Source organism: Coleofasciculus sp. D1-CHI-01, from assembly GCF_040218875.1.
In the GTDB taxonomy this organism is placed as follows: domain Bacteria; phylum Cyanobacteriota; class Cyanobacteriia; order Cyanobacteriales; family Coleofasciculaceae; genus Coleofasciculus.
The window spans coordinates 1-18,948 of sequence record NZ_JAVJQP010000043.1 but is presented as its reverse complement, the minus strand read 5'-3'; the positions used below and the strand labels follow the sequence as shown (position 1 = coordinate 18,948).

The window sequence follows — 18,948 nt, the reverse complement described above, 5'->3', positions numbered from 1 at the left end:
TCGTTTACATTTCTTTACCTATTATGCTAAATCTACCTAGAAATAATTTTGTACTCACAAACTCTTCACAAAAGCATCATCTCGTCAGAAAAAATTGACTAAAGGGCGACCCGATAAAATTGAATGAACACCATTGTGAATTGGTGTAATCGGGTCGCCCCTACAGGATACAGCAGTTTGCTCTGCTATGCGGTACATTGTCGATCCCCCTAAATCCCCCTTAAAAAGGGGGACTTTGATCTACTGTACTTTATTACAGCGCAAAGAGCTGTAACCCAAGGTGATATATACTCAATTAAATACTTAGTCAGGACTTACGCAGCCACTTAGTTAAGGTGCGTTACGCTACGCTAACACACCCTACAGATAGATCCTTTGCGTAAATCCTATTAGTATCAATCTGGCAGATCCAATAATTCTGGCACGGTGACAAATTGATAACCACGCTGTTTGAGTTCAGTAATCAACCTTGGTAAAGCTTCCACTGTTTTAGAGCGATCGCCACCACCATCGTGCAGTAAAATAATACCACCCGGTTGCGCGTCTTCAAGAGCATTATTGATTAATTTTGGCACAGTTATCCGATGACTTTGCCAATCTTTTGTATCGGATGACCACATAATCACGGCATACTTTTTTTGGTGAGCATAGTTAACTAAGCCGTTATTTAAAATGCCAGCAGGCGGTCTAAATAATGCTGTTTTGACGCCAGTAAGTTGATGAATTAACTGGGCGGTTGTCTCCAGTTCATGCGCTGCCGCCGATGGACTGTATTGGTGATAATCATGATTCCAGGTATGATTACCAATGGCGTGACCATCAGCTACAATTTGTTTCAGTAGCTGGGGATGATTTTTAACTGTCTTACCCACCACAAAAAAGGTGGCTTTAATACGTTCTCGTTGAAGAATATCTAAAACTTGGGGAGTTGTTTCTGATGAAGGTCCATCATCAAACGTGAGGGCAATCACCTTAGCCTTATTGTTGAGGACACGGGAACGAATAGTTTTGCCTTGAAATTCGACAGGTACAGAAAAGGTTAAGCGTTTGGCTTCTTCTTCTGCCAAGTGAGCCAACATTTTTTCATAGATTTCTTTTTCATCTCCAATTAAACCATTGATTTGTAAACTCTGGGAATTAGATCGTTCTCGTTGATTTAAATTAGGACTAGGGATAGCTAGCTTTGGGTTAACTGAGCGAGCAATGGATACACTAAAACTTGCAATAAAACTAAGTGTGGCAGCGATTAAACTAATGGATAATTTGTACTGCCAAACTAACTGACAAGGGTTTGCCACCTTACGTCTCCTTCACTCCTCTGAATACACAGGCGGCGCGTCATGGTTGTTTAGTAGATCAGCAATTTTTGGATCATTCTTGTTGCAGAATAATCCAAGCGGCGGGTTAATCTATCGCCAGACATTTATGTCTAAGCGTAGATCAACCCGCTTGATGAATTCTGATGCTAAACCCTGCGTCTCAATCGCTAAACGCAACCATTTCGGGGGATATTCAGTTCGCTGTAGGGCAACTGGATACCGAAATCAGCCTTAGTGTTAATGATTCTTTTGTTAGTTACGACGCAAATGGCAGTATATCCGGGATATTTTGTAAAAGGGTAGAGAGTAGAAGGGTAAGAGGATAGGAGTGTAGTAGCGTGCGTGGCACACCTTCTTTGGTAGATTAGCTTGGGTTCGTAGTAAGGGAACCTTAGCCCTATATTCTGTTGGGTTTCCTGTCGTCAACCCAACCTACAACATATTCCACCAAATTAGGCTTATATCCAGAAACTGTAGGGGCGCAAAGCTTTGCACCCGATTCAATGGTGACAAAATTCGCCCTGTCTGAGGTTTAAGGGCGAAAACTATTTAATCCATGAAATGCCTGGATGAGCAGGCTTTTATCCTTGAGGTAACGATGATGCTTTTTTATGGTATAAACTGATAATCTTATCAGTGACCTCAGGAATTGTTAATCCATCCGTATTAATTTCGATCGCGTCAGCAGCTTGGCGCAGGGGAGCTAAGGCGCGATTGCTGTCACGCTGGTCTCGTAATTGAATGTCCGCCTCTAGCTGTTCTAAACTGACAGTACCTTGGTCTTCGTCTTGGAGATCTTGCAGGCGTCGGCGTGCCCGTTCTTGAACCGAGGCGGTGAGAAAAATTTTCAGTTCGGCGTCTGGGAAAACATGAGTGCCGATATCTCGCCCTTCAGCGACAACACCACCTTTAGACGCCCAGCGCTGCTGCTGTTTGACTAATTCGTGACGTACAACCGGAAGCGCCGCGATCGCAGAAACATTGGCGGTGACATCTAACGAGCGAATCGCCTGAGTAACTTCTTTGCCATCAATCCACACTCTCAGGCTTTGGGGTTGGGAACCACTACTGATCAGGGAAATTTGACATTGACTCACCAATTCCGCGATCGCAGGTTCATCGGTGAAATCAATTCCGGCTTGCAGCACTCGCCAGGTTACCGCCCGATACATGGCTCCCGTATCCAGATACATTAAGCCTAATTGCTGCGCCACTAACCGAGTTACCGTCGATTTACCCGCCCCCGCCGGTCCATCAATGGCAATAATCGGTTGGCGATTTCGCAGCAGAATATTATCAATTAAACGAGTTGAACCCAGACGAGCCGCGATCGCGAGTAATCCTTGGTCTTCCACTTGCTCTAAGGGAGTCAAGGTTGTCGGATGGACTAATTCGATGTACTCAACTTGAATCTCCTCTATCAAGCTGAGTTCTGAGGTAACAGCAGCAATTAAGGACGTGCGATCGCGCTCCCCAGCTTGGAACACATTTTGGGCATTTTGTAAACCCTTGTAGAGAATTGGAGCTTGTGCCTTTTGTGCTGGTGTCAAATACTGATTGCGAGAACTATAGGCAAGACCTGACGGCTGACGGGCGATCGGACAAGATACGATAGTGACAGGCAAATTTAGATCCGCAACCAAGCGGCGAATAATCGCCAATTGTTGAGCATCCTTTTGACCAAAATAAGCGCGATCGGGTTGAACTAGATTTAATAACTTCGTCACCACCGTCGCCACTCCCTGAAAGTGACCCGGACGAGAGTGACCACATAAAATAGAGGTCATCGCTGGTGGTGGTGTAACTTGAGTGAACTCCGCCAGGGTGTCTGAATCCGATGGGTCATCGCCATACAACTCCACGGCTGTTGGCGCAAAAATCACATCCACTCCCACTTGTTCACAAAAGCGTTGATCCTCCTCCAACTGACGCGGATACTGCTGCAAATCTTCCCCAGGTCCAAACTGGAGTGGATTGACAAAAATACTGACAACGACAATAGCATTTTCGCGTCTCGCCCGCTCGATTAAGCTCAGGTGACCGGGGTGCAACGCCCCCATCGTCGGCACTAAACCGACGGTTTTTTGGGTTCGATGACGTTCTAAGTGGCAGCGCAATCCCGCGATTGTCGTAAACAGACGCATGAGAGTTTAGTGGTTGGATCTTAGATCGATGTTAGCAATTTTGTCCTTTGTCATTCGTCTTATGTCATTCGTCCTTTGTCCAAGAATTTTGGCACTCGGTTGGGGTGGGTTTCGTTACATCAGGGTGAGGTCACAAACGATAATGGTAAAACCCACCCCTACACACCGATCAGAGCGGGTTTACTCGCATCTGGGTGAAAACAAAATGATAATGGTAAAACCCGCCCCTACACACTCAAAACTATTCCCTAATAGTTATCTAAAACCTCAATCCGTACAGGTGCCACACCCGTCCTAATCAATCCTAAGACTCTGGCAGCGGCGGCAGAAAGGTCAATGACTCGCCCTCTGATATAGGGTCCTCGGTCATTAATCCGCACGATAACGGAGCGACCATTATTTAAGTTGGTGACTCGCACGTTAGTACCAAAGGGTAAGCTGCGATGAGCGGCGGTTAGGGCATTTTGATTAAATCGCTCACCACTGGCGCTGCGATTTCCGTGAAAGCCAGGACCATACCAGGAGGCAATACCCTTAACCTGGAAGCGCACAGGACCTAGGGCGACTTGGGCAATTGTCTGGGCTTTGGGTTTCCCCTCAATTTGGCGTAGGGGGGGAGCATTACCCATCAAGCGTCGCAGTCGGTTCGTGGCTTGTCGGGCATCTTCGGTTAGGTTTTCGGTGGTATCAGGCAGAATGGTATTTTCGTTAACTTGCACCAACTCCTGGTCGTTTACCTGAATGCTGTAGCAGTTACACGACTCATTCCAACGAACTGCGATCGCGTCTGCATCAATATTATCCCGATGCAGTTGATTGAGTTGAGCCGCAACCGCTGTCGCCCGCCCTACGGCATCATCTGGATTGGTATTACTGGTCGAGGTGACACTGGGCGAGGCAGTATTGTCCAGTTGGTCTACCTCTGAGGATTGATAGTCAGACACCGTTTTCGATGAGGAATACTCGGGTTCAGCGTCATTTCCCAGAGCCACTTCTCCCACTTTGGTGTTATTATTCGCCGTTGCAGGAGAACCTAAGAACGTCAGGACAGGGATGTCGCGCACATAAAGAGTAGCCGCCTGACGCCCATCGAGTGAATAGGCATGAATTTTAGCAATGATTTCTTCTGCTTCCCCAACTTGAGCCGTTGGGGATTGAAATTCTCCCACTTTTACCACCTCTGGTGGCTGAGGAGTTGGTTGAGAGGAGGTTGAGGGAGTTGTTTGCCGAGAGTGTAGCGCTTGAGCGGGAGTCAAGTTGCCCTCAGAACCTTGGTCAACTGCCTGAGCTTGGTTAGCCGGATTGGATATCACTGTGCTGAGGGCTGTGGTTAAGACGGTAACAGTGAGACCACTCAAAATTCGCTGATTCATAAGCCTATATCAAAAGCCTCTGGAATTCTACGTTTAGGGTTATGGGTGGTGATGCAAGAGAATTAAGAAAAATCTGCTGCAACTCATACTCATTTCGATTTCGTCCTATTTTTGTGGAACTGACACAGACTAACACGAAGTTTTGGGTTTGGGGATCAGTGATTTTTGGGAATCAGCCATAAGATTTTCAAAAGTGCGATATCATGTAATTTGCTCTAAAGCTTAATCTGGCAAGGATTTCCCGCTTTTACCCCTCTCAGGGAATTTACGAGATTTTTAACAAAAGTTTACAATAGAGACAACAAGCCTCGACCGTCGCGGCGAAGGTTTTCCATCAATGCTGTAGGGGCGGGTTTTACCGATAACGTTTTGGCAAAAACCAATAACTGTAATAAACCCGCCCCTATATTCCTGGGTTGGGGCGGGTTTAGTCACATTGGGGCGGAAAACAAAGGATAATAGTGAAACCCGCCCCTACATTCGGAAAAATTCTTTCATTTCTAGTGGTATTTCATGGATTATCGAGAAGCTGGTGTTGATATCGAAGCAGGTCGAGCGTTTGTACAGCAGATTAGAGGGCTAGTCCAAAGCACCCATCGACCCGAAGTTTTAGGTGGACTCGGTGGCTTTAATGGTTGTTTCCAGTTACCGATGGGATATCGCGAACCCGTTTTAGTATCGGGAACTGATGGAGTGGGGACAAAGCTGAAACTGGCTCATGAGTTAAATCGTCACGACACTGTTGGTATTGACTTAGTTGCCATGTGTATCAACGATGTCTTGACATCTGGCGCACAACCCCTATTTTTTTTGGACTATTTAGCCACAGGAAAGCTGAATCAAGCGCAACTCACGCAGGTGGTAGCGGGTATTGCTCAGGGATGTCGTCAGGCTGGTTGCGCGTTGTTGGGAGGAGAAACCGCAGAAATGCCTGGTTTTTATCAACCGGGAGAGTATGACATTGCCGGGTTTTGCGTGGGAATGGTGGAAAAAAGCGAAATTTTAGACGGTTCTCAGGTGCAATTGGGAGATGTGGCGATTGGTTTAGCCAGTCAGGGGGTTCACAGTAATGGGTTTAGTTTAGTCCGCAAAATTGTTAGCGATTCAATTAACCAGGATTCTCCCTTAAGTTGGGATAGCTGTCCCGATTTACTAGGGGGTCAACGTTTAGGAGATGTGTTGCTGACGCCGACTCAAATTTACGTGAAACCGATTCTAGATGCGCTAAAAGCTGGGATTGAAATTCATGGTATGGCTCACATTACAGGGGGCGGTTTGCCGGAAAATTTACCTCGGTGTTTAGGTCAAGGGCAATCGGTGCAGATTGAGCCGAATAGTTGGGAGATTTTACCGATTTTTCGGTGGCTTGCTGAGGCGGGTCAAGTGAGTCGAGAAGAGATGTTTAATACGTTCAATATGGGGATTGGGTTTGTCGTGTTGGTGTCATCTGTTCAAGCCGAAAAAACCTGTCGTTGGTTTGAATCTCAAGGTGTTACGGCTTATCGGATTGGGGAAGTAGTTAAAGGGACTGGAGAAGTGGTTGGTTTATCGAGTTAATTAGGATTTGTTGAATAAGAACCCCCTTTTGCCGTAGTTTTGCCATGGCGATTGTTTTGCCATGGCGATTGAAATCGCTGCTAGACAAACAAAGTCCGCCTGCGCGGACTGGGTTATAAGGTAGTAGAGACGTTGCATGCAACGTCTCTACAACTATCTTTTCGGTTGCACCCTTTCTTTAACTAAATCCGCCCCGACGCAGGTTTCTAGGCTTCCTGTGAAACGTTAGGAATCCGATAAGTTGAGCAAATCCTGGGATTTTAGATGTTCCGTCAACCAAGTTTGATCGGCTTGAGTAAGACGGGGGGAAAGCTGACGATTGTAGTCAATGACAAAGGCAAAACCTGCGCGATCGTATACCTCGTGAATTAAACGTTGTAAATCCAGTGTCGGTTCATTCTCGCCTCGACGCAGAGGGATTTTCAAAATAGGAATTGGAGTTTGCAAGGATAAAGAATATAAATTAGCACGAGGACGCTGATCAGCCTGACTAATCAGGATACGATAAAGGAATGGTGCAAATTGTCCCCGCATGGGCATCGGTGTACCCGCACGAAGTAAGTCAATTTCCACGAGATGAGCAAGGCTGCGTAGAATGTTTTGGCGTTTGGTTTCGTAGGCGATGCGCCCTGAACCCGCTTTTTTGTTTTTGGGAGAGAGGAGTTCAATAACGGTGACAACTAACCCCGTTTCAATTTCGCGGATTTCCAGGTAACTTTCGCGAACCTCTTCAGGCATTGGTACTGTAACAATCGTGGGTTGTGGTGTCAGTGTGCCAATGGTGCTGGATAGTTCCTCTTGGCTGGGGCGACTGATTCCCTGAGTGACGCTGACATCAGGAATTCCGACTAAGACAGACTCTCCATCACTCATTTCATAGATACGACGTTCAACCGCCGCCCTATATTTCGGCAGGATTTGGGGGTTGAGTGCATCTGCGATCGCGACAATTAGCCGACTATGGAATTCTGACCAGAGTTGGGGAGTTTCCAGGTATGGATTCATCCCAGGAAAGGGGGAAGGCATAGTGCGATCGCAAAACTACTATTTTATTGATCGTAGCGGATTTATCCAGATGGGTCAGGAGCATGAGAACATCTGATGGATGCCATTTATTCGTTTCGATACCCGTCGATTTGTCCTAACCCTCGTAACAGTTGCTATACTTGTGACGTTGTTCGTCAGCAAACTCTTGGAAAGAGCGAAATCGACCCGCCTCAAAATCATCTAAACCTTGCTGAATGCCTTTAATAGCTTCCTCTGAATCTTGTTCTTCCCACTCTAAAACACGAGCCAGTAATTCAGATGCAACAAGACCAACATCTTGACCTTGCCGAGCGGCTTTGTCACGCAGTAGCGCTTCTAACTCTGGGTTAAGGGTTACAACAATTGCCATAAAGCGACATCCTTCAATTGAATTCTTGTGGAGCTAAATTGCTTAACGAATGACTATAGTTTTATGTGATAAATTTTATTTTGTGTTGTTTGATTTCAAACGGTTGTTGCAATCTAATTGGTATACTAAGCTTAAAATTAATTATCTCATAACTTAATCCTTAATAATATCATTTTTCTATAAGGTTAAGATGCCCGATCCGGATTTTCGTAATCATTACCTATTCCACCGCGAAGTCCGGAATGTGGAATCAAATGTTGTCATAGATAGCATCTGCCTCGCTGTATCCGGAAAAGAATTGCTGGGCTATCAATTGTGACCAGGTAGTTATTTCGGTCAAATCAGTCTCAACATCAGTTCGCGCAGGCGGACTTGGTTTGTGTAGCTGAGAATTCCATTCGCCATCGTTTTTTCTTTATTCCCCTCTCCTCGCAGGAGAGGGGTTAGGGGAGAGGTCACTTTATTCCCCTCTCCTCGCAGGAGAGGGGTTAGGGGAGAGGTCACAACGAATCGGGTTCCTGTCCCGATGTCACAGGCGCTGTTGCATTCAACTGCAACTCTGGATGATCCCCAATCACCTGCTGTAAATTCCACTCATTCTTAAACAGCAAAACCGGACGCCCCCAGTTATCTTTCACCACCGCTGTGTTAAACAAACGTCCCGCTTTCTCTAAAGCTTGCCACCCTCCAGCTACCCAACGGGCAACACTATAGGGCAACATATCCAATAACGTTTCTACGCCATATTCATTCTGTAAGCGGAACTGAACTACCTCAAATTGCAACTGTCCCACGGCGGCTAAAATTGGGTCGCGCTTGGACTCATCCACCGAGTACATAATCTGGATTGCCCCTTCTTCGCGCAACTCAGTTACCCCTTTGTGGAATTGCTTAAATTTAGAAGGATTGGGATTTTTCAAATAGGCAAATAATTCCGGAGAAAAGCAGGGAATCCCTTCATACTCCAAGCGCTTGCCATTGTAAATCGTATCCCCGATCGCAAACACTCCTGGATTATTTAACCCAATCACATCCCCTGGATATGCCACGTCCAGAGATTCCCTGCCTTGGGCAAATAGCTTCTGAGGTCTTGACAACCGTACCGTTTTACCCGTCCGCGCATGACTCACGGTCATGTCCTTGTCAAATCGACCTGTACAAACCCGGACAAATGCCACTCTATCCCGGTGCTTGGGGTCCATATTGGCTTGCAGCTTAAACACAAATCCGCTGAAGTCGGGATAGGTTGGCTGCATTTCCCCCTCAGTAGACTTGTAGGCTTCTGGTTGCATGGCGTACTCTAAAAAGGCATCCAAAAACAGTTTGACGCCAAAGTTGGTCATCGCACTCCCGAAGAATACAGGCGTCATCTGACCCTGATGCACCAACTCTAAATCTAAATCCGGTCCAATCCCCTCAATCAGTTCTAGTTCTTCTTTCAACTGATAATACAGGTCTTGATCCAGCAATTTTTCAATCCGGGAATCTCCCAAATCGATTACCGTGTCTCCCGCTTCCCTACTCCCATGTGCCGTGCGTTCAAATAGGTGAATTTGCCGCAGACGACGGTCAAACACTCCCTTAAACCGATCGCCCATACCAATGGGCCAATTCACGGCATACGTCTGTAACCCTAACTCCTGCTCAATTTCATCCAACAGTTCCAAGGGTTCCCGCGATGGACGATCCATCTTGTTCATAAACGTGAAAATCGGTAGCGATCGCATCCGACACACTTCAAACAACTTGCGCGTCTGTGGTTCCAACCCCTTCGCCGCATCCACCAGCATCACTGCATTATCCGCCGCCGCTAATGTGCGATAGGTATCTTCACTAAAATCTTGGTGTCCCGGCGTGTCCAGCAAATTAATCTGGCGATTCCTGTACGCGAACTGCAACACCGTCGAGGTAATCGAAATTCCCCGTTGTTGTTCCATCGCCATCCAGTCCGACGTTGCCTTACGCTGCGCCCGTCGTGCTTTCACCGCCCCGGCTTCGTGAATCGCACCTCCATATAGCAACAGCTTCTCGGTTAGCGTCGTTTTCCCCGCGTCTGGGTGGGAAATAATCGCAAAATTTCGTCGGTGTTCAACCGCCGTTTGCAGTTCAGCCTTAAGTTCAGTGGACATTCAAAACGCCTAATTACGGAACACTCAGCCTTCCATTATAGAAGTTGAGATCCTGGGTCGGTTGGCTTGAGTTAGTATTTTCTATATCCTAAGTCATAAATTGTCAAGCTTTTTTTATCAAAATTAACCCTATAGGTTATAACCCTAGAAGGTGTAATTTCTGCTAATTCTGGGGAATACTGAAATCAGCGCCTTTTGGGTAAATCCAATTCCTTCAGGTTCAAACGTTAACAGGGTGAGAACTTTCTCCTTATTTCCTGGCTAGAGGGTTACATCCTCCACCATCAAAAATCAGGGTTAGTAAGGGGTAACAAGGAAGCGTGAGGTTCCTGACTGTATGCTGAGTCATAGTTCACTGTTTCACAGATCACTGATTGAGTCCCCTCAAACCGTTTTAATTTTACCAGATAAGAGCTGATTATTGATTATAAGGAGACATTATGCAGTCGTTGATCATGCATAGTTTGACTGCCACACTTTTCATGCCTCATGGCAACTGCTACCTTTGGAAGCCCGGTTTAGTCTGGCTACATCTGTTATCCGATGCCTTCATTGCCCTAGCTTATGCTTCAATTCCCCTAACCTTAATCTATTTTGTTTGCCAACGACAGGATTTGCTGTTTTCCCGTGTTTTTCTCATGTTTGCCGCTTTTATCATTGCCTGCGGTACTACTCATGCGATGGCAATTTGGACGATTTGGCATCCCGATTATTGGCTCTCTGGATTAGTCAAAGCGATTACGGCGTTAATTTCTGTCTATACTGCCCTAGAATTAATCCCATTAATGCCCAAAGCCTTTGATGTTGCCAGTGCGGTTGAAATTGAAGCCGCCAATAAGCGTTTAGAAGCTGAAATTAGAGAACGTCAGCAAACCGAAGTTGCCCTTAGGCGATCGCAGGATGAAATTCAGCAAAAAGCCAGCCTCTTAGAACAGGCGTTGCGTGACTTAAAACATGCCCAAGCCCAATTGGTGCATACAGAGAAAATGTCGAGTTTGGGACAACTCGTCGCCGGATTAGCCCATGAAATTAATAATCCAGTTAACTTTATTTTCGGAAATCTGGTGCATGCCAAAAATTATGCACAAAATTTACTGGATGTAATTTCCCTGTACGATAAACACTATCCCCAACCTGTCCCAGAAATTCAAGAGACGGCGGAACAGATGGATTTAGGGTTTCTGCGAGACGACTTACCTCGCCTACTCGAATCAATGGAAGTAGGAACCAAGCGGATTCGTCAGATTGTGCTGTCGTTGCGTAACTTTGCTCGGATGGATCAAGCTGAGGTGAAGGCGGTAGATTTGCATGAAGGGTTAGAGGGTACATTGCTGATTCTGCAAAATCAACTCAAGGCAAAACTGGGATATACGGAAATTCAGATTGTTAAAGAGTATGGAGACTTACCCAAAGTCGAATGCTACGTGGGACAACTCAATCAAGTGTTTATGAATCTCTTGAGTAACGCGATCGATGCGTTGGAGGAATCAAGAACTACGGATAATGGAAAAAATCATCCCACGATTCGGATTCGTACCGAAGCGATCGCACCTAACCAAGTTGCGATCCGAATTATCGATAACGGTCCGGGAATGAGCGAAAAAACTCAGCGTCAACTCTTTGACCCCTTCTTTACCACCAAACCTGTAGGTAAAGGAACCGGATTAGGACTATCCATTAGCTATCAAATCGTCGTTGATAGACATCAGGGTCAGCTAAACTGTCGATCCGCCCCAGGACAAGGCGCAGAATTCGCGATCGCGATTCCGATTCAGCAACATCGACAGCAACCTGTACCCAAGCCAGAGGTTAGCTTGACGGCTTAAGGAGGGTGTAGGCTATGGCGTGTAGGGGTATGCAAATTACATAACTCAAAACGCTTCCTGTTCACTGTTCACTGTTCACTGTTCTAAAGGTGTGACCCAGAGAAATATCCCCCCTGTCTAGGGCGGAATTCACGACCTGTATTGTTTAGCGAACCTGCTACAGTCAGAATGAAGAGTTAGTTTCCCTTGAGGGGAAGGAGGACTGTCGCATGACGTATGATGTTTATGATAGCGACAAACGCAAGCTTTTATCTGGCCTCTGTCATGGATCAATTTTTATTAGTGCGGCGTTGGTATCTATCGGTATTCCGATCGCCGTTTTGTTAGTGTCGGATGACCCAGTGGTCAAAGAAAACGCGACAGAATCGCTGAATTTTCACATTAACCTTTGGATTTACGGTGTAATCTTTGGCATCTTGACAATTGTCCTTATCGGTTGGCCCCTATTAGGTCTTTTGGGTATCGTGAATATCGTTATGCCAATTATCGGGATTGTGAAAGTGTTGAACAATCCTGATCAGTCTTTCCGCTATCCCTTTATCTTCCGTATTCTGTAGTTTTCGCTTCATTTAGTTTACACCCATTCGGACTCCATCTAAGTTAAAAGGTGGAGTCTTTTCAGTTTTGATCTTGAAGGGGTGAAAAGGTGAGCATGTTTGGATAAACTCTACCGTCCGCGATCTCGTTCGAGCCGCTCGATTGCATCCTGGTACAGTTCTAGTTCTGGCTTATGCGGATACTTACTACGTGCTTCTTTTATTAAGAAAACTTATCACAGTTTTGATTTTGGGCGGGATATTGATCGGTATATTGAGTAGATTGTCGCGGTTTTCATTAAAATAGAAGGGCATAATGTTTACATCATTACACTAATTTATCTAAATTATATAGCAATCCTAAATCGATAGTGGCAATGGATTGTCCCTGATCGCCTCTCCCTGCAAAATTCCAATAATCGTCCGCGTTACAAACTCTAAATTCTGGGGTATTGGATGTAAAGGTAAATATTCCACCAGATGATGTGCGGCGCGATCATACAGCCCAAATCGCCAAATTTCCCCGCTCGAAACCGCACCGTACAAAATCGGACTCTCACTTTCTACCCAGTGATCGAGGGCAATCAATTCAACAGCAAGCTGAGTAAAGCCTTTGGTTAAATCCGATTGCTTGGCTTCAATGATTAGAAAATTGCTGGGACTGGAAATATAGTAATCGAGTGAACCTTTTAACCAATTGCTCACACTAACGGTATACTCAATATTGATTGAATAGTCTAAGCGATCGCAAATCTGATCGATCAACGGAAAAATCAATGCCTCCCGGCGTGCCTGTTCAGTCGTGGTATTCACCCGTTTCAGTCTGCGCCGCATACTCTGTGCGAATTCAGGTAGCCAATCTAATTCACATTGTGTATAGGGAAGATCTTTGCGATCGGTACGCTCAAGGGTACAGCCTAAATCTGCCAAAATATCTTCAGGTGAATAAGGCAAATCAAAATATTTGCTAAAGGTGTAGGATTTGTTTGGATCTAAAACCCTAGGCATAGTGTCGATCTCCTCCCTGAAGCCGTATGTCCATTCTATATTACTTCGCTCCCTGAGAGTACATGATCCGCCCTCTCCCTGAAAGGCGATTCATTCTGACGCACAGTGCGATCGCCAATTTCGTGACCTGCGTTAACGTGCTAGCTGAGAAAAGGCGATCGCTACTATAAAATAACTAGAAGACCGATGTTTTGGTATATACTATAAAAAAATGCGCTTTGAGTGGGACGACAACAAAGCTGAGTCCAATTTTCGTAAACATGGTGTTACATTTGAGGAAACCGTGACAGTTTTTGCTGATCCCTATCTCCTGTTTACGGAAGACTCCAAGCATTCCGAGGGAGAAGAACGAGAATGGGCAATTGGGGAAGCGGAAAATGGCTCAATGATCGTAGTTGTTTTTACAATGCGCGGTGAAAAGCTTCGGATAATCAGTGCCAGAAAAGCGACAAAAAGAGAACGCAGGAGATATGAACAAGGAATCTGAATTCCCTTTTGAGAGGGCGAGGCGAGTTACACCAGAAGAAAATCAGAAATTCAGAGCAGCGATTTCTGAACAGTTTGGTATGGAGTTGAGAAAGCGGGATAGACCTGTTAAAAATGAAGAGGAGAATTATGAGCCAATTTCGATTAGAATTCACCCGAAAGTGTTAGCATGGGCGAAAGAAGAAGCCCAAAAAAGAGGGATTGGTTATCAAATAGTTATTAATGAGGTATTGCTAGAGCGAATTAGTCGGTAGAGACGTTGCATGCAACGTCTCTACCACTGTACTTACCTCTGTGACTCGCTGTTGTTCATGTTCTGTTAAGACAATAGAATCAGTTTGGTTCCATTCATAGTTGCCGATGAATCCTTCATGGAGGTGAATGAAGGATTTCAGATCGTCTAGAGAGATAGCGGCAAAGGTAAACTTAGGCATGGCATTGAGATAACTTGATAGATAAAACCATACAAAATAGCGAGCGAGACGCTCGCACTACAACCGTTCCCTGTTAAGAATTCCCTATCCTCACCACAATCCTTATTCAGCAACCGCTAATTACCCTAAACCCAACTCACGTTTGAGTAAATTAATCGATTTTGTGCCAATATAATTTTCACTGCAAACCAGCTTAGGCGGACGGATCAGATCATCCCTGGCGTCTAGAATTGCCCGTTTAACGGCATCATAACTGGCTTGATCGCTAATAATTGTTCGCGCACTACGGACTAAGGCATTAAGTTTATATTTATCATTAACCTGAGCGGTAATCAGGAGTAAATCATCCCCACGTAAACTGTGGATAATCACATCTACAATCCGTAGAATACCCCCACTCAAACTTACACAGCCCAGACAGCTATCTTTGGGGAGAGTTTTAACAATTTCGATTTCTTGTCCGTAGTCGTGGATATCCACCGGAATCACCCGCACAGATTTCGGCGCGGCGATCGCTTCGGCTTTTTGGATAAAATAGCGGCTGGTGACGACTGTACCAGAATTGGTGCGTTCTAGGGTTTGCTCTAATTCTTCTAAGGGGACTAACTGGACGGGAATTCCCAGGGCGGATTCCAATTCCTGCACCATTAACTCCCCTGCGCCCATATCTCGTGACTCTACGGTAACCAGCACTCTAGCACTACAGCGCAACCGCCAGTCAATTTCGGCTAAAAAGAGTTCGCGGGCTTCATTGAGGGAACATCCTTGCGAGAGTAATTCGTCCAGACTCTGCTGAACAATGCTGGAGGCTTGTGGATATTGCTTGAGAATCGGAGATTGGCGCTGAGTGCCACCTTCATGACCCTGGGCTTTGACATAAATCCCTGATCCAGCGATGGATGCAACCAGTCCGGTTTCTTCTAGCTGGCGGTACACTTTACTGATTGTATTCCGATGCAACCCCGTCTCCATGGCTAACTGACGGGTACTGGGCAATTTATGTCCCGGCGGATATTGGCGAGAGGCGATCGCAAACTGAATTTGGTCGAATAGCTGCTTTGAAGCAGGGATTTCGCTATCAGGCTGGATATGATGCTGAACCATTATAAAGTCTCCCAAGCACTTGCTCTTCAATAGACACAAGAGTATAACGTATAGTTTCGGTAATCCGTTAGTTTAATGATAGGTGTTCATTAAATAGTCTAGTTTGATCAGCTTACAAATTGCAATAGATTTTTTATTTGTTTAAATCAGTAGATTGAAAACTAAAATCCTATTCTGGTTTGTCCAAATCATTAGAGGGTGGCTTACCCCCAGAAATAGACAATAAATCCTTGAAAAATAATAAGTAAACCAATAGAATTATAATAATCCGTAAATAATTTGCTGAATTGGGGGGACGTGAGCGTTACAATTAAGCAGAAGTTTGACCGTTGACCAGAAGGTCAAAAGCCATAGCAGCGAGGACTGCGATAGATCGACGAACAACAGCATGAACCTGAATTATGACGGCTAGAGAAATCAAAAGCGATTGGGTGAAGATTACAAACGGCTCTCTACAAATAGACGCTTACTTAGCGATGCCCGTGGGAGAGGAGTCTTTACCAGGGGTGGTCGTGTTGCAGGAAATTTTTGGCGTGAATGACCATATCCGAGACGTGACTCAGCGGATTGCCAAAGAGGGATATGTCGCGATCGCACCCGCCCTCTATCAACGCCAAGCCCCCGGTTTTGAAACGGGATACACCGAAGCTGACCTGAAAATTGGCAAGGAGTATAAGGCGCAAACTAAGGCGGAGGAACTGCTGGGTGACATTCAAGGGGCGATTGACTACTTACGGGGGCAAACACCCGTTAAATCGAATGCGATCGGCTGTATCGGCTTCTGTTTTGGGGGTCATGTCGCTTATCTAGCGGCAACCTTACCCGATATTAAAGCCACAGCCTCCTTCTATGGTGCAGGAATTGCCACGATGACGCCAGGAGGAGATGAACCAACGATTACCCGCACTCAGGATATTACCGGAACGATCCATCTCTTCTTTGGTTGGGACGATGCTAGCATCCCGGCTGAACAAGTTAACCAGATTGAAGCTGAACTGAAAAAGCAGCAAATTTCTCACCAGATCTTTCGCTATGAGGGCGCTGATCATGGATTTTTCTGCGATCAACGTGCCAGCTATAACCCACAAGCGGCAAAAGATGCTTGGGAAAAAGTGAAGGCGCTATTTCAGCAGGAACTGTAGTTATTCGTCATCGATTATTTGTCATCACTAACCTCGAATGACAAATGATAAATGATACATCGATTTTTTCAACACTTAATACTCATGACTTCAGAATCAACCCGTTCTCAAACCAGCAAAACTGCCTTTTCCATGGAAGATTTTGCCAAAGCCCTGGAAGAATATGACTACGAATTTAGCCAAGGGCAGGTGGTGCGAGGCAAAGTGCATAGCTACGACGTAGATGGTGTTTATGTCGATATTGGCGGGAAATCCCTGGCGTATGTTCCGGGACAGGAGGTGTCAGTAGCCCCTGTAGAAGATTGGTCAGAAGTGCTGCCATTGCAGGAAGAGTTGGAGTTTCTGATTATTCGGGAACAGAATGCTGAAGGTCAGATAACTCTATCACGGCGTCAGTTGGAAATCAATAAGATTTGGGATCAACTGGCGCAAATCCAAGACAGTGGCAAGTCGCTACAGGTGCAGGTGACTGGCGTGAATAAAGGCGGTGTGACGATAGATTGGCAGGGATTGCGAGGATTTATTCCGCGATCGCACCTGAATCAACGGGGGAATTTAGAGTCGCTGATTGGTCAAAGTTTAACCGTAAGCATCCTGGAAGCCGATCGCGATCGCAGCAAGTTAGTCTTTTCCCAACGGGAAGCTACTCGCGCTGCAAGTTTCTCGATGCTAGAGGTTGGACAGTTAGTGGAAGGTACGGTTTCCAATATCAGACCTTTTGGTGTGTTTGTGGAATTAGAAGGGATTACTGGCTTGTTGCATATCAAACAAGTCAGCCAAAATATGGTGGAATCATTGACGGATATGTTTGAGGTGGGTCAATCAATTAAAGCGATCGTGATTGACTTAGATGAAGGGACGAATCGCGTTTCTCTATCGACAAAAGTGTTAGAAAACTATCCCGGAGAAATGGTGCATAAAATGGCAGATGTGATGGAAAGTGCTGAGGCACGTTCAGAACGGGCGAGGGCAAAAATGATCTAATCTGAACCGTTCTAAATTGTGTGTAGGGGCGGGTTTGACTATTATCGTTTTTTACCTCATCCCGATGTAACAAAACCCGCCCCAGCCCAAGTTTTGCTTTTGAACGAACGGAGGTGAGGGCGGGTTTTGTAGCTAAGCTAGGAACAACAATCAAAGTTAGTCCCTAAACCCGCCCCTACACATTCAAAACTAAAACAAAGGGCGGGTTTTGTAGCTAAGCTAGGGAAACCAATCAAAGTTAGTCCCTAAACCCGCCCCTACACAATCAAAACTAAAACGGAGGGCGGGTTTGGTAGCTAAGCTAGGGAAAACAATCAAAGTTAGTCCCTAAACCCGCCCCTACACAATCAAAATGTTGTAGTGGTTTCCTATTTTTTTTATCTGAAACAGGAGGATCAAAATCCGATGGCGCAAGTAGATGAATCCAGCCGTACTCTTAGCGTAGATATTGGTGGAAGTGGAATTAAGGCGATCGTGTTAGATCAATCGGGAAATCCAATCACTGAACGCCATCGAGTCACCACACCCCAACCCGCTAAACCGGATGCTGTCATTGACGCGATCGCAGAATTAGCCGCCGCCCAAGGAGAGTGCGATCGCGTATCGGTGGGTTTTCCTGGCGTGGTTATGGCTGGAGTCGTCAAAACCGCTGTGAATTTAGATCCCAGTTGGCAAGAATTTGATCTCGCGACTACCCTGTCTCAAGCCTTGAACAAGCCTGTACGTGTGGCGAATGATGCAGATATGCAGGGATTAGCCACAATTCAGGGTAAAGGCGTAGAATTAATGATTACCCTGGGAACAGGATTTGGTTCAGCCTTATTTGTTGATGGCAAACTCGTCCCCAATTTAGAGATGGCGCACCACCCCTTTCGCAAAGGCGACACCTACGAACAACGGTTAGGGCGGGCGGCGTTGGAGAAGAAGGGAGAGAAGAAATGGAACAATCGTTTACAACGTGCGATCGCGACGCTAGAACATTTATTTAATTACGACTATCTTTATATTGGTGGCGGGGAAGCAAAAAAAATCACCTTCGAGTTACCAGCGAATGTCAAAATTGTCCCCAATATCAACGGATTATTAGGCGGAATTGCCTTATGGCGAGATTAATTTTTCCTAATTATTTACCCATGTAGGGGCGGGTTTATGGACTTACATTACGCTATTGAGAATAACGTTGCTTCAAAACCCGCCCTTTTTCAATTGTCGTGACTAATTGTTTATCCATGTAGGGGCGGGTTTATGGGCTTTGATTACGCTATTGAGAATAACGTTAGTTCAAACCCGCCCTTTTTCAATTGTCGTGACTAATTATTTACCCATGTAGGGGCGGGTTTATGGACTTACATTACGCTATTGATGATAACATTTGTTCAAACCCGCCCTTTTTCAATTGTCGTGACTAATTATTTACCCATGTAGGGGCGGGTTTATGGACTTACATTACGCTATTGATGATAACATTTGTTCAAACCCGCCCTTTTTCAATTGTCGTGACTAATTATTT

General features: G+C 45.6%; 18 protein-coding genes. 8 read left to right on the top strand and 10 right to left on the bottom strand.

All coding sequences use genetic code 11. From position 1 onward, the window contains the following. Positions 1–395: 395 nt before the first annotated feature. From RIB93_RS07980 to RIB93_RS07970, 3 genes are all read right to left on the bottom strand, one after another. On the bottom strand, positions 396–1,298 hold the full coding sequence (locus tag RIB93_RS07980) for a polysaccharide deacetylase family protein (RefSeq protein ID WP_446371987.1): 903 nt from the start codon (positions 1,296–1,298) through the stop codon (positions 396–398). Positions 1,299–1,900: 602 nt separating this feature from the next. Next, positions 1,901–3,463: a bifunctional pantoate--beta-alanine ligase/(d)CMP kinase gene (locus tag RIB93_RS07975; protein ID WP_446371985.1), complete on the bottom strand. Its 1,563-nt coding sequence runs from the start codon at positions 3,461–3,463 to the stop codon at positions 1,901–1,903. A 248-nt stretch (positions 3,464–3,711) separates the two neighbouring features. Further along, positions 3,712–4,836 (bottom strand): septal ring lytic transglycosylase RlpA family protein, encoded by a 1,125-nt coding sequence (locus RIB93_RS07970; RefSeq protein ID WP_446371983.1) that lies wholly within the window; start codon positions 4,834–4,836, stop codon positions 3,712–3,714. 513 nt (positions 4,837–5,349) lie between these two features. On the opposite strand from RIB93_RS07970, the gene purM reads away from it, so the two are divergent. Further along, positions 5,350–6,393: a phosphoribosylformylglycinamidine cyclo-ligase gene (purM, locus tag RIB93_RS07965; RefSeq protein ID WP_446371981.1), complete on the top strand. Its 1,044-nt coding sequence runs from the start codon at positions 5,350–5,352 to the stop codon at positions 6,391–6,393. 225 nt (positions 6,394–6,618) lie between these two features. On the opposite strand, the gene RIB93_RS07960 is transcribed toward purM, so the two are convergent. The 4 genes from RIB93_RS07960 to prfC all read right to left on the bottom strand — a co-directional run bounded on the left by RIB93_RS07960 (position 6,619) and on the right by prfC (position 9,918). Further along, positions 6,619–7,419 (bottom strand): DUF4058 family protein, encoded by an 801-nt coding sequence (locus RIB93_RS07960; protein WP_446371979.1) that lies wholly within the window; start codon positions 7,417–7,419, stop codon positions 6,619–6,621. Positions 7,420–7,534: 115 nt separating this feature from the next. After that, positions 7,535–7,789 (bottom strand): hypothetical protein, encoded by a 255-nt coding sequence (locus RIB93_RS07955; RefSeq protein WP_446371977.1) that lies wholly within the window; start codon positions 7,787–7,789, stop codon positions 7,535–7,537. A 336-nt stretch (positions 7,790–8,125) separates the two neighbouring features. Next, complete coding sequence (locus tag RIB93_RS07950) at positions 8,126–8,248, bottom strand: hypothetical protein (protein ID WP_446371975.1); 123 nt, start codon at positions 8,246–8,248, stop codon at positions 8,126–8,128. Positions 8,249–8,289: 41 nt separating this feature from the next. Next, entirely contained in the window at positions 8,290–9,918 is a 1,629-nt protein-coding gene (gene prfC / locus RIB93_RS07945; RefSeq protein WP_446371973.1) for a peptide chain release factor 3, read from the bottom strand. Between the two features lie 440 nt (positions 9,919–10,358). Between prfC and RIB93_RS07940 the strand changes: the two genes are divergently transcribed. Further along, positions 10,359–11,744: a sensor histidine kinase gene (locus tag RIB93_RS07940; protein WP_446371971.1), complete on the top strand. Its 1,386-nt coding sequence runs from the start codon at positions 10,359–10,361 to the stop codon at positions 11,742–11,744. A gap of 209 nt (positions 11,745–11,953) precedes the next feature. Beyond that, positions 11,954–12,301 (top strand): DUF4870 domain-containing protein, encoded by a 348-nt coding sequence (locus tag RIB93_RS07935; RefSeq protein ID WP_446371969.1) that lies wholly within the window; start codon positions 11,954–11,956, stop codon positions 12,299–12,301. A gap of 339 nt (positions 12,302–12,640) precedes the next feature. Here the strand turns inward: RIB93_RS07935 and RIB93_RS07930 are convergent, their stop codons facing one another. Further along, complete coding sequence (locus RIB93_RS07930) at positions 12,641–13,288, bottom strand: hypothetical protein (protein WP_446371967.1); 648 nt, start codon at positions 13,286–13,288, stop codon at positions 12,641–12,643. A gap of 211 nt (positions 13,289–13,499) precedes the next feature. On the opposite strand from RIB93_RS07930, the gene RIB93_RS07925 reads away from it, so the two are divergent. Both RIB93_RS07925 and RIB93_RS07920 read left to right on the top strand, forming a co-directional pair. After that, positions 13,500–13,775 (top strand): BrnT family toxin, encoded by a 276-nt coding sequence (locus RIB93_RS07925; protein ID WP_446371965.1) that lies wholly within the window; start codon positions 13,500–13,502, stop codon positions 13,773–13,775. Further along, positions 13,759–14,028: an AT hook motif protein gene (locus tag RIB93_RS07920; protein ID WP_446371963.1), complete on the top strand. Its 270-nt coding sequence runs from the start codon at positions 13,759–13,761 to the stop codon at positions 14,026–14,028. Before RIB93_RS07925 ends, RIB93_RS07920 begins: the two co-directional genes overlap by 17 nt. On the opposite strand, the gene RIB93_RS07915 is transcribed toward RIB93_RS07920, so the two are convergent. Together RIB93_RS07915 and RIB93_RS07910 are read right to left on the bottom strand one after the other, a co-directional pair. Continuing rightward, the gene (locus RIB93_RS07915) at positions 14,008–14,208 is read right to left on the bottom strand and encodes a hypothetical protein (RefSeq protein ID WP_446371961.1); all 201 of its coding nucleotides are present in this window, start codon (positions 14,206–14,208) and stop codon (positions 14,008–14,010) included. The genes RIB93_RS07920 and RIB93_RS07915 overlap by 21 nt on opposite strands. 120 nt (positions 14,209–14,328) lie before the next feature. After that, complete coding sequence (locus RIB93_RS07910; protein WP_446371959.1) at positions 14,329–15,312, bottom strand: GntR family transcriptional regulator; 984 nt, start codon at positions 15,310–15,312, stop codon at positions 14,329–14,331. Positions 15,313–15,713: 401 nt separating this feature from the next. Here RIB93_RS07910 and RIB93_RS07905 point away from each other — a divergent pair, with 401 nt between their 5' ends. From RIB93_RS07905 to RIB93_RS07895, 3 genes are all read left to right on the top strand, one after another. Then, entirely contained in the window at positions 15,714–16,454 is a 741-nt protein-coding gene (locus tag RIB93_RS07905) for a dienelactone hydrolase family protein (RefSeq protein ID WP_446371957.1), read from the top strand. A gap of 84 nt (positions 16,455–16,538) precedes the next feature. Then, positions 16,539–17,438: a S1 RNA-binding domain-containing protein gene (locus RIB93_RS07900; protein WP_446371955.1), complete on the top strand. Its 900-nt coding sequence runs from the start codon at positions 16,539–16,541 to the stop codon at positions 17,436–17,438. Between the two features lie 405 nt (positions 17,439–17,843). Further along, positions 17,844–18,551, top strand: a complete 708-nt coding sequence (locus RIB93_RS07895) for an ROK family protein (protein WP_446371953.1) — start codon at positions 17,844–17,846, stop codon at positions 18,549–18,551. The last annotated feature ends 397 nt before the right edge of the window (positions 18,552–18,948 follow it).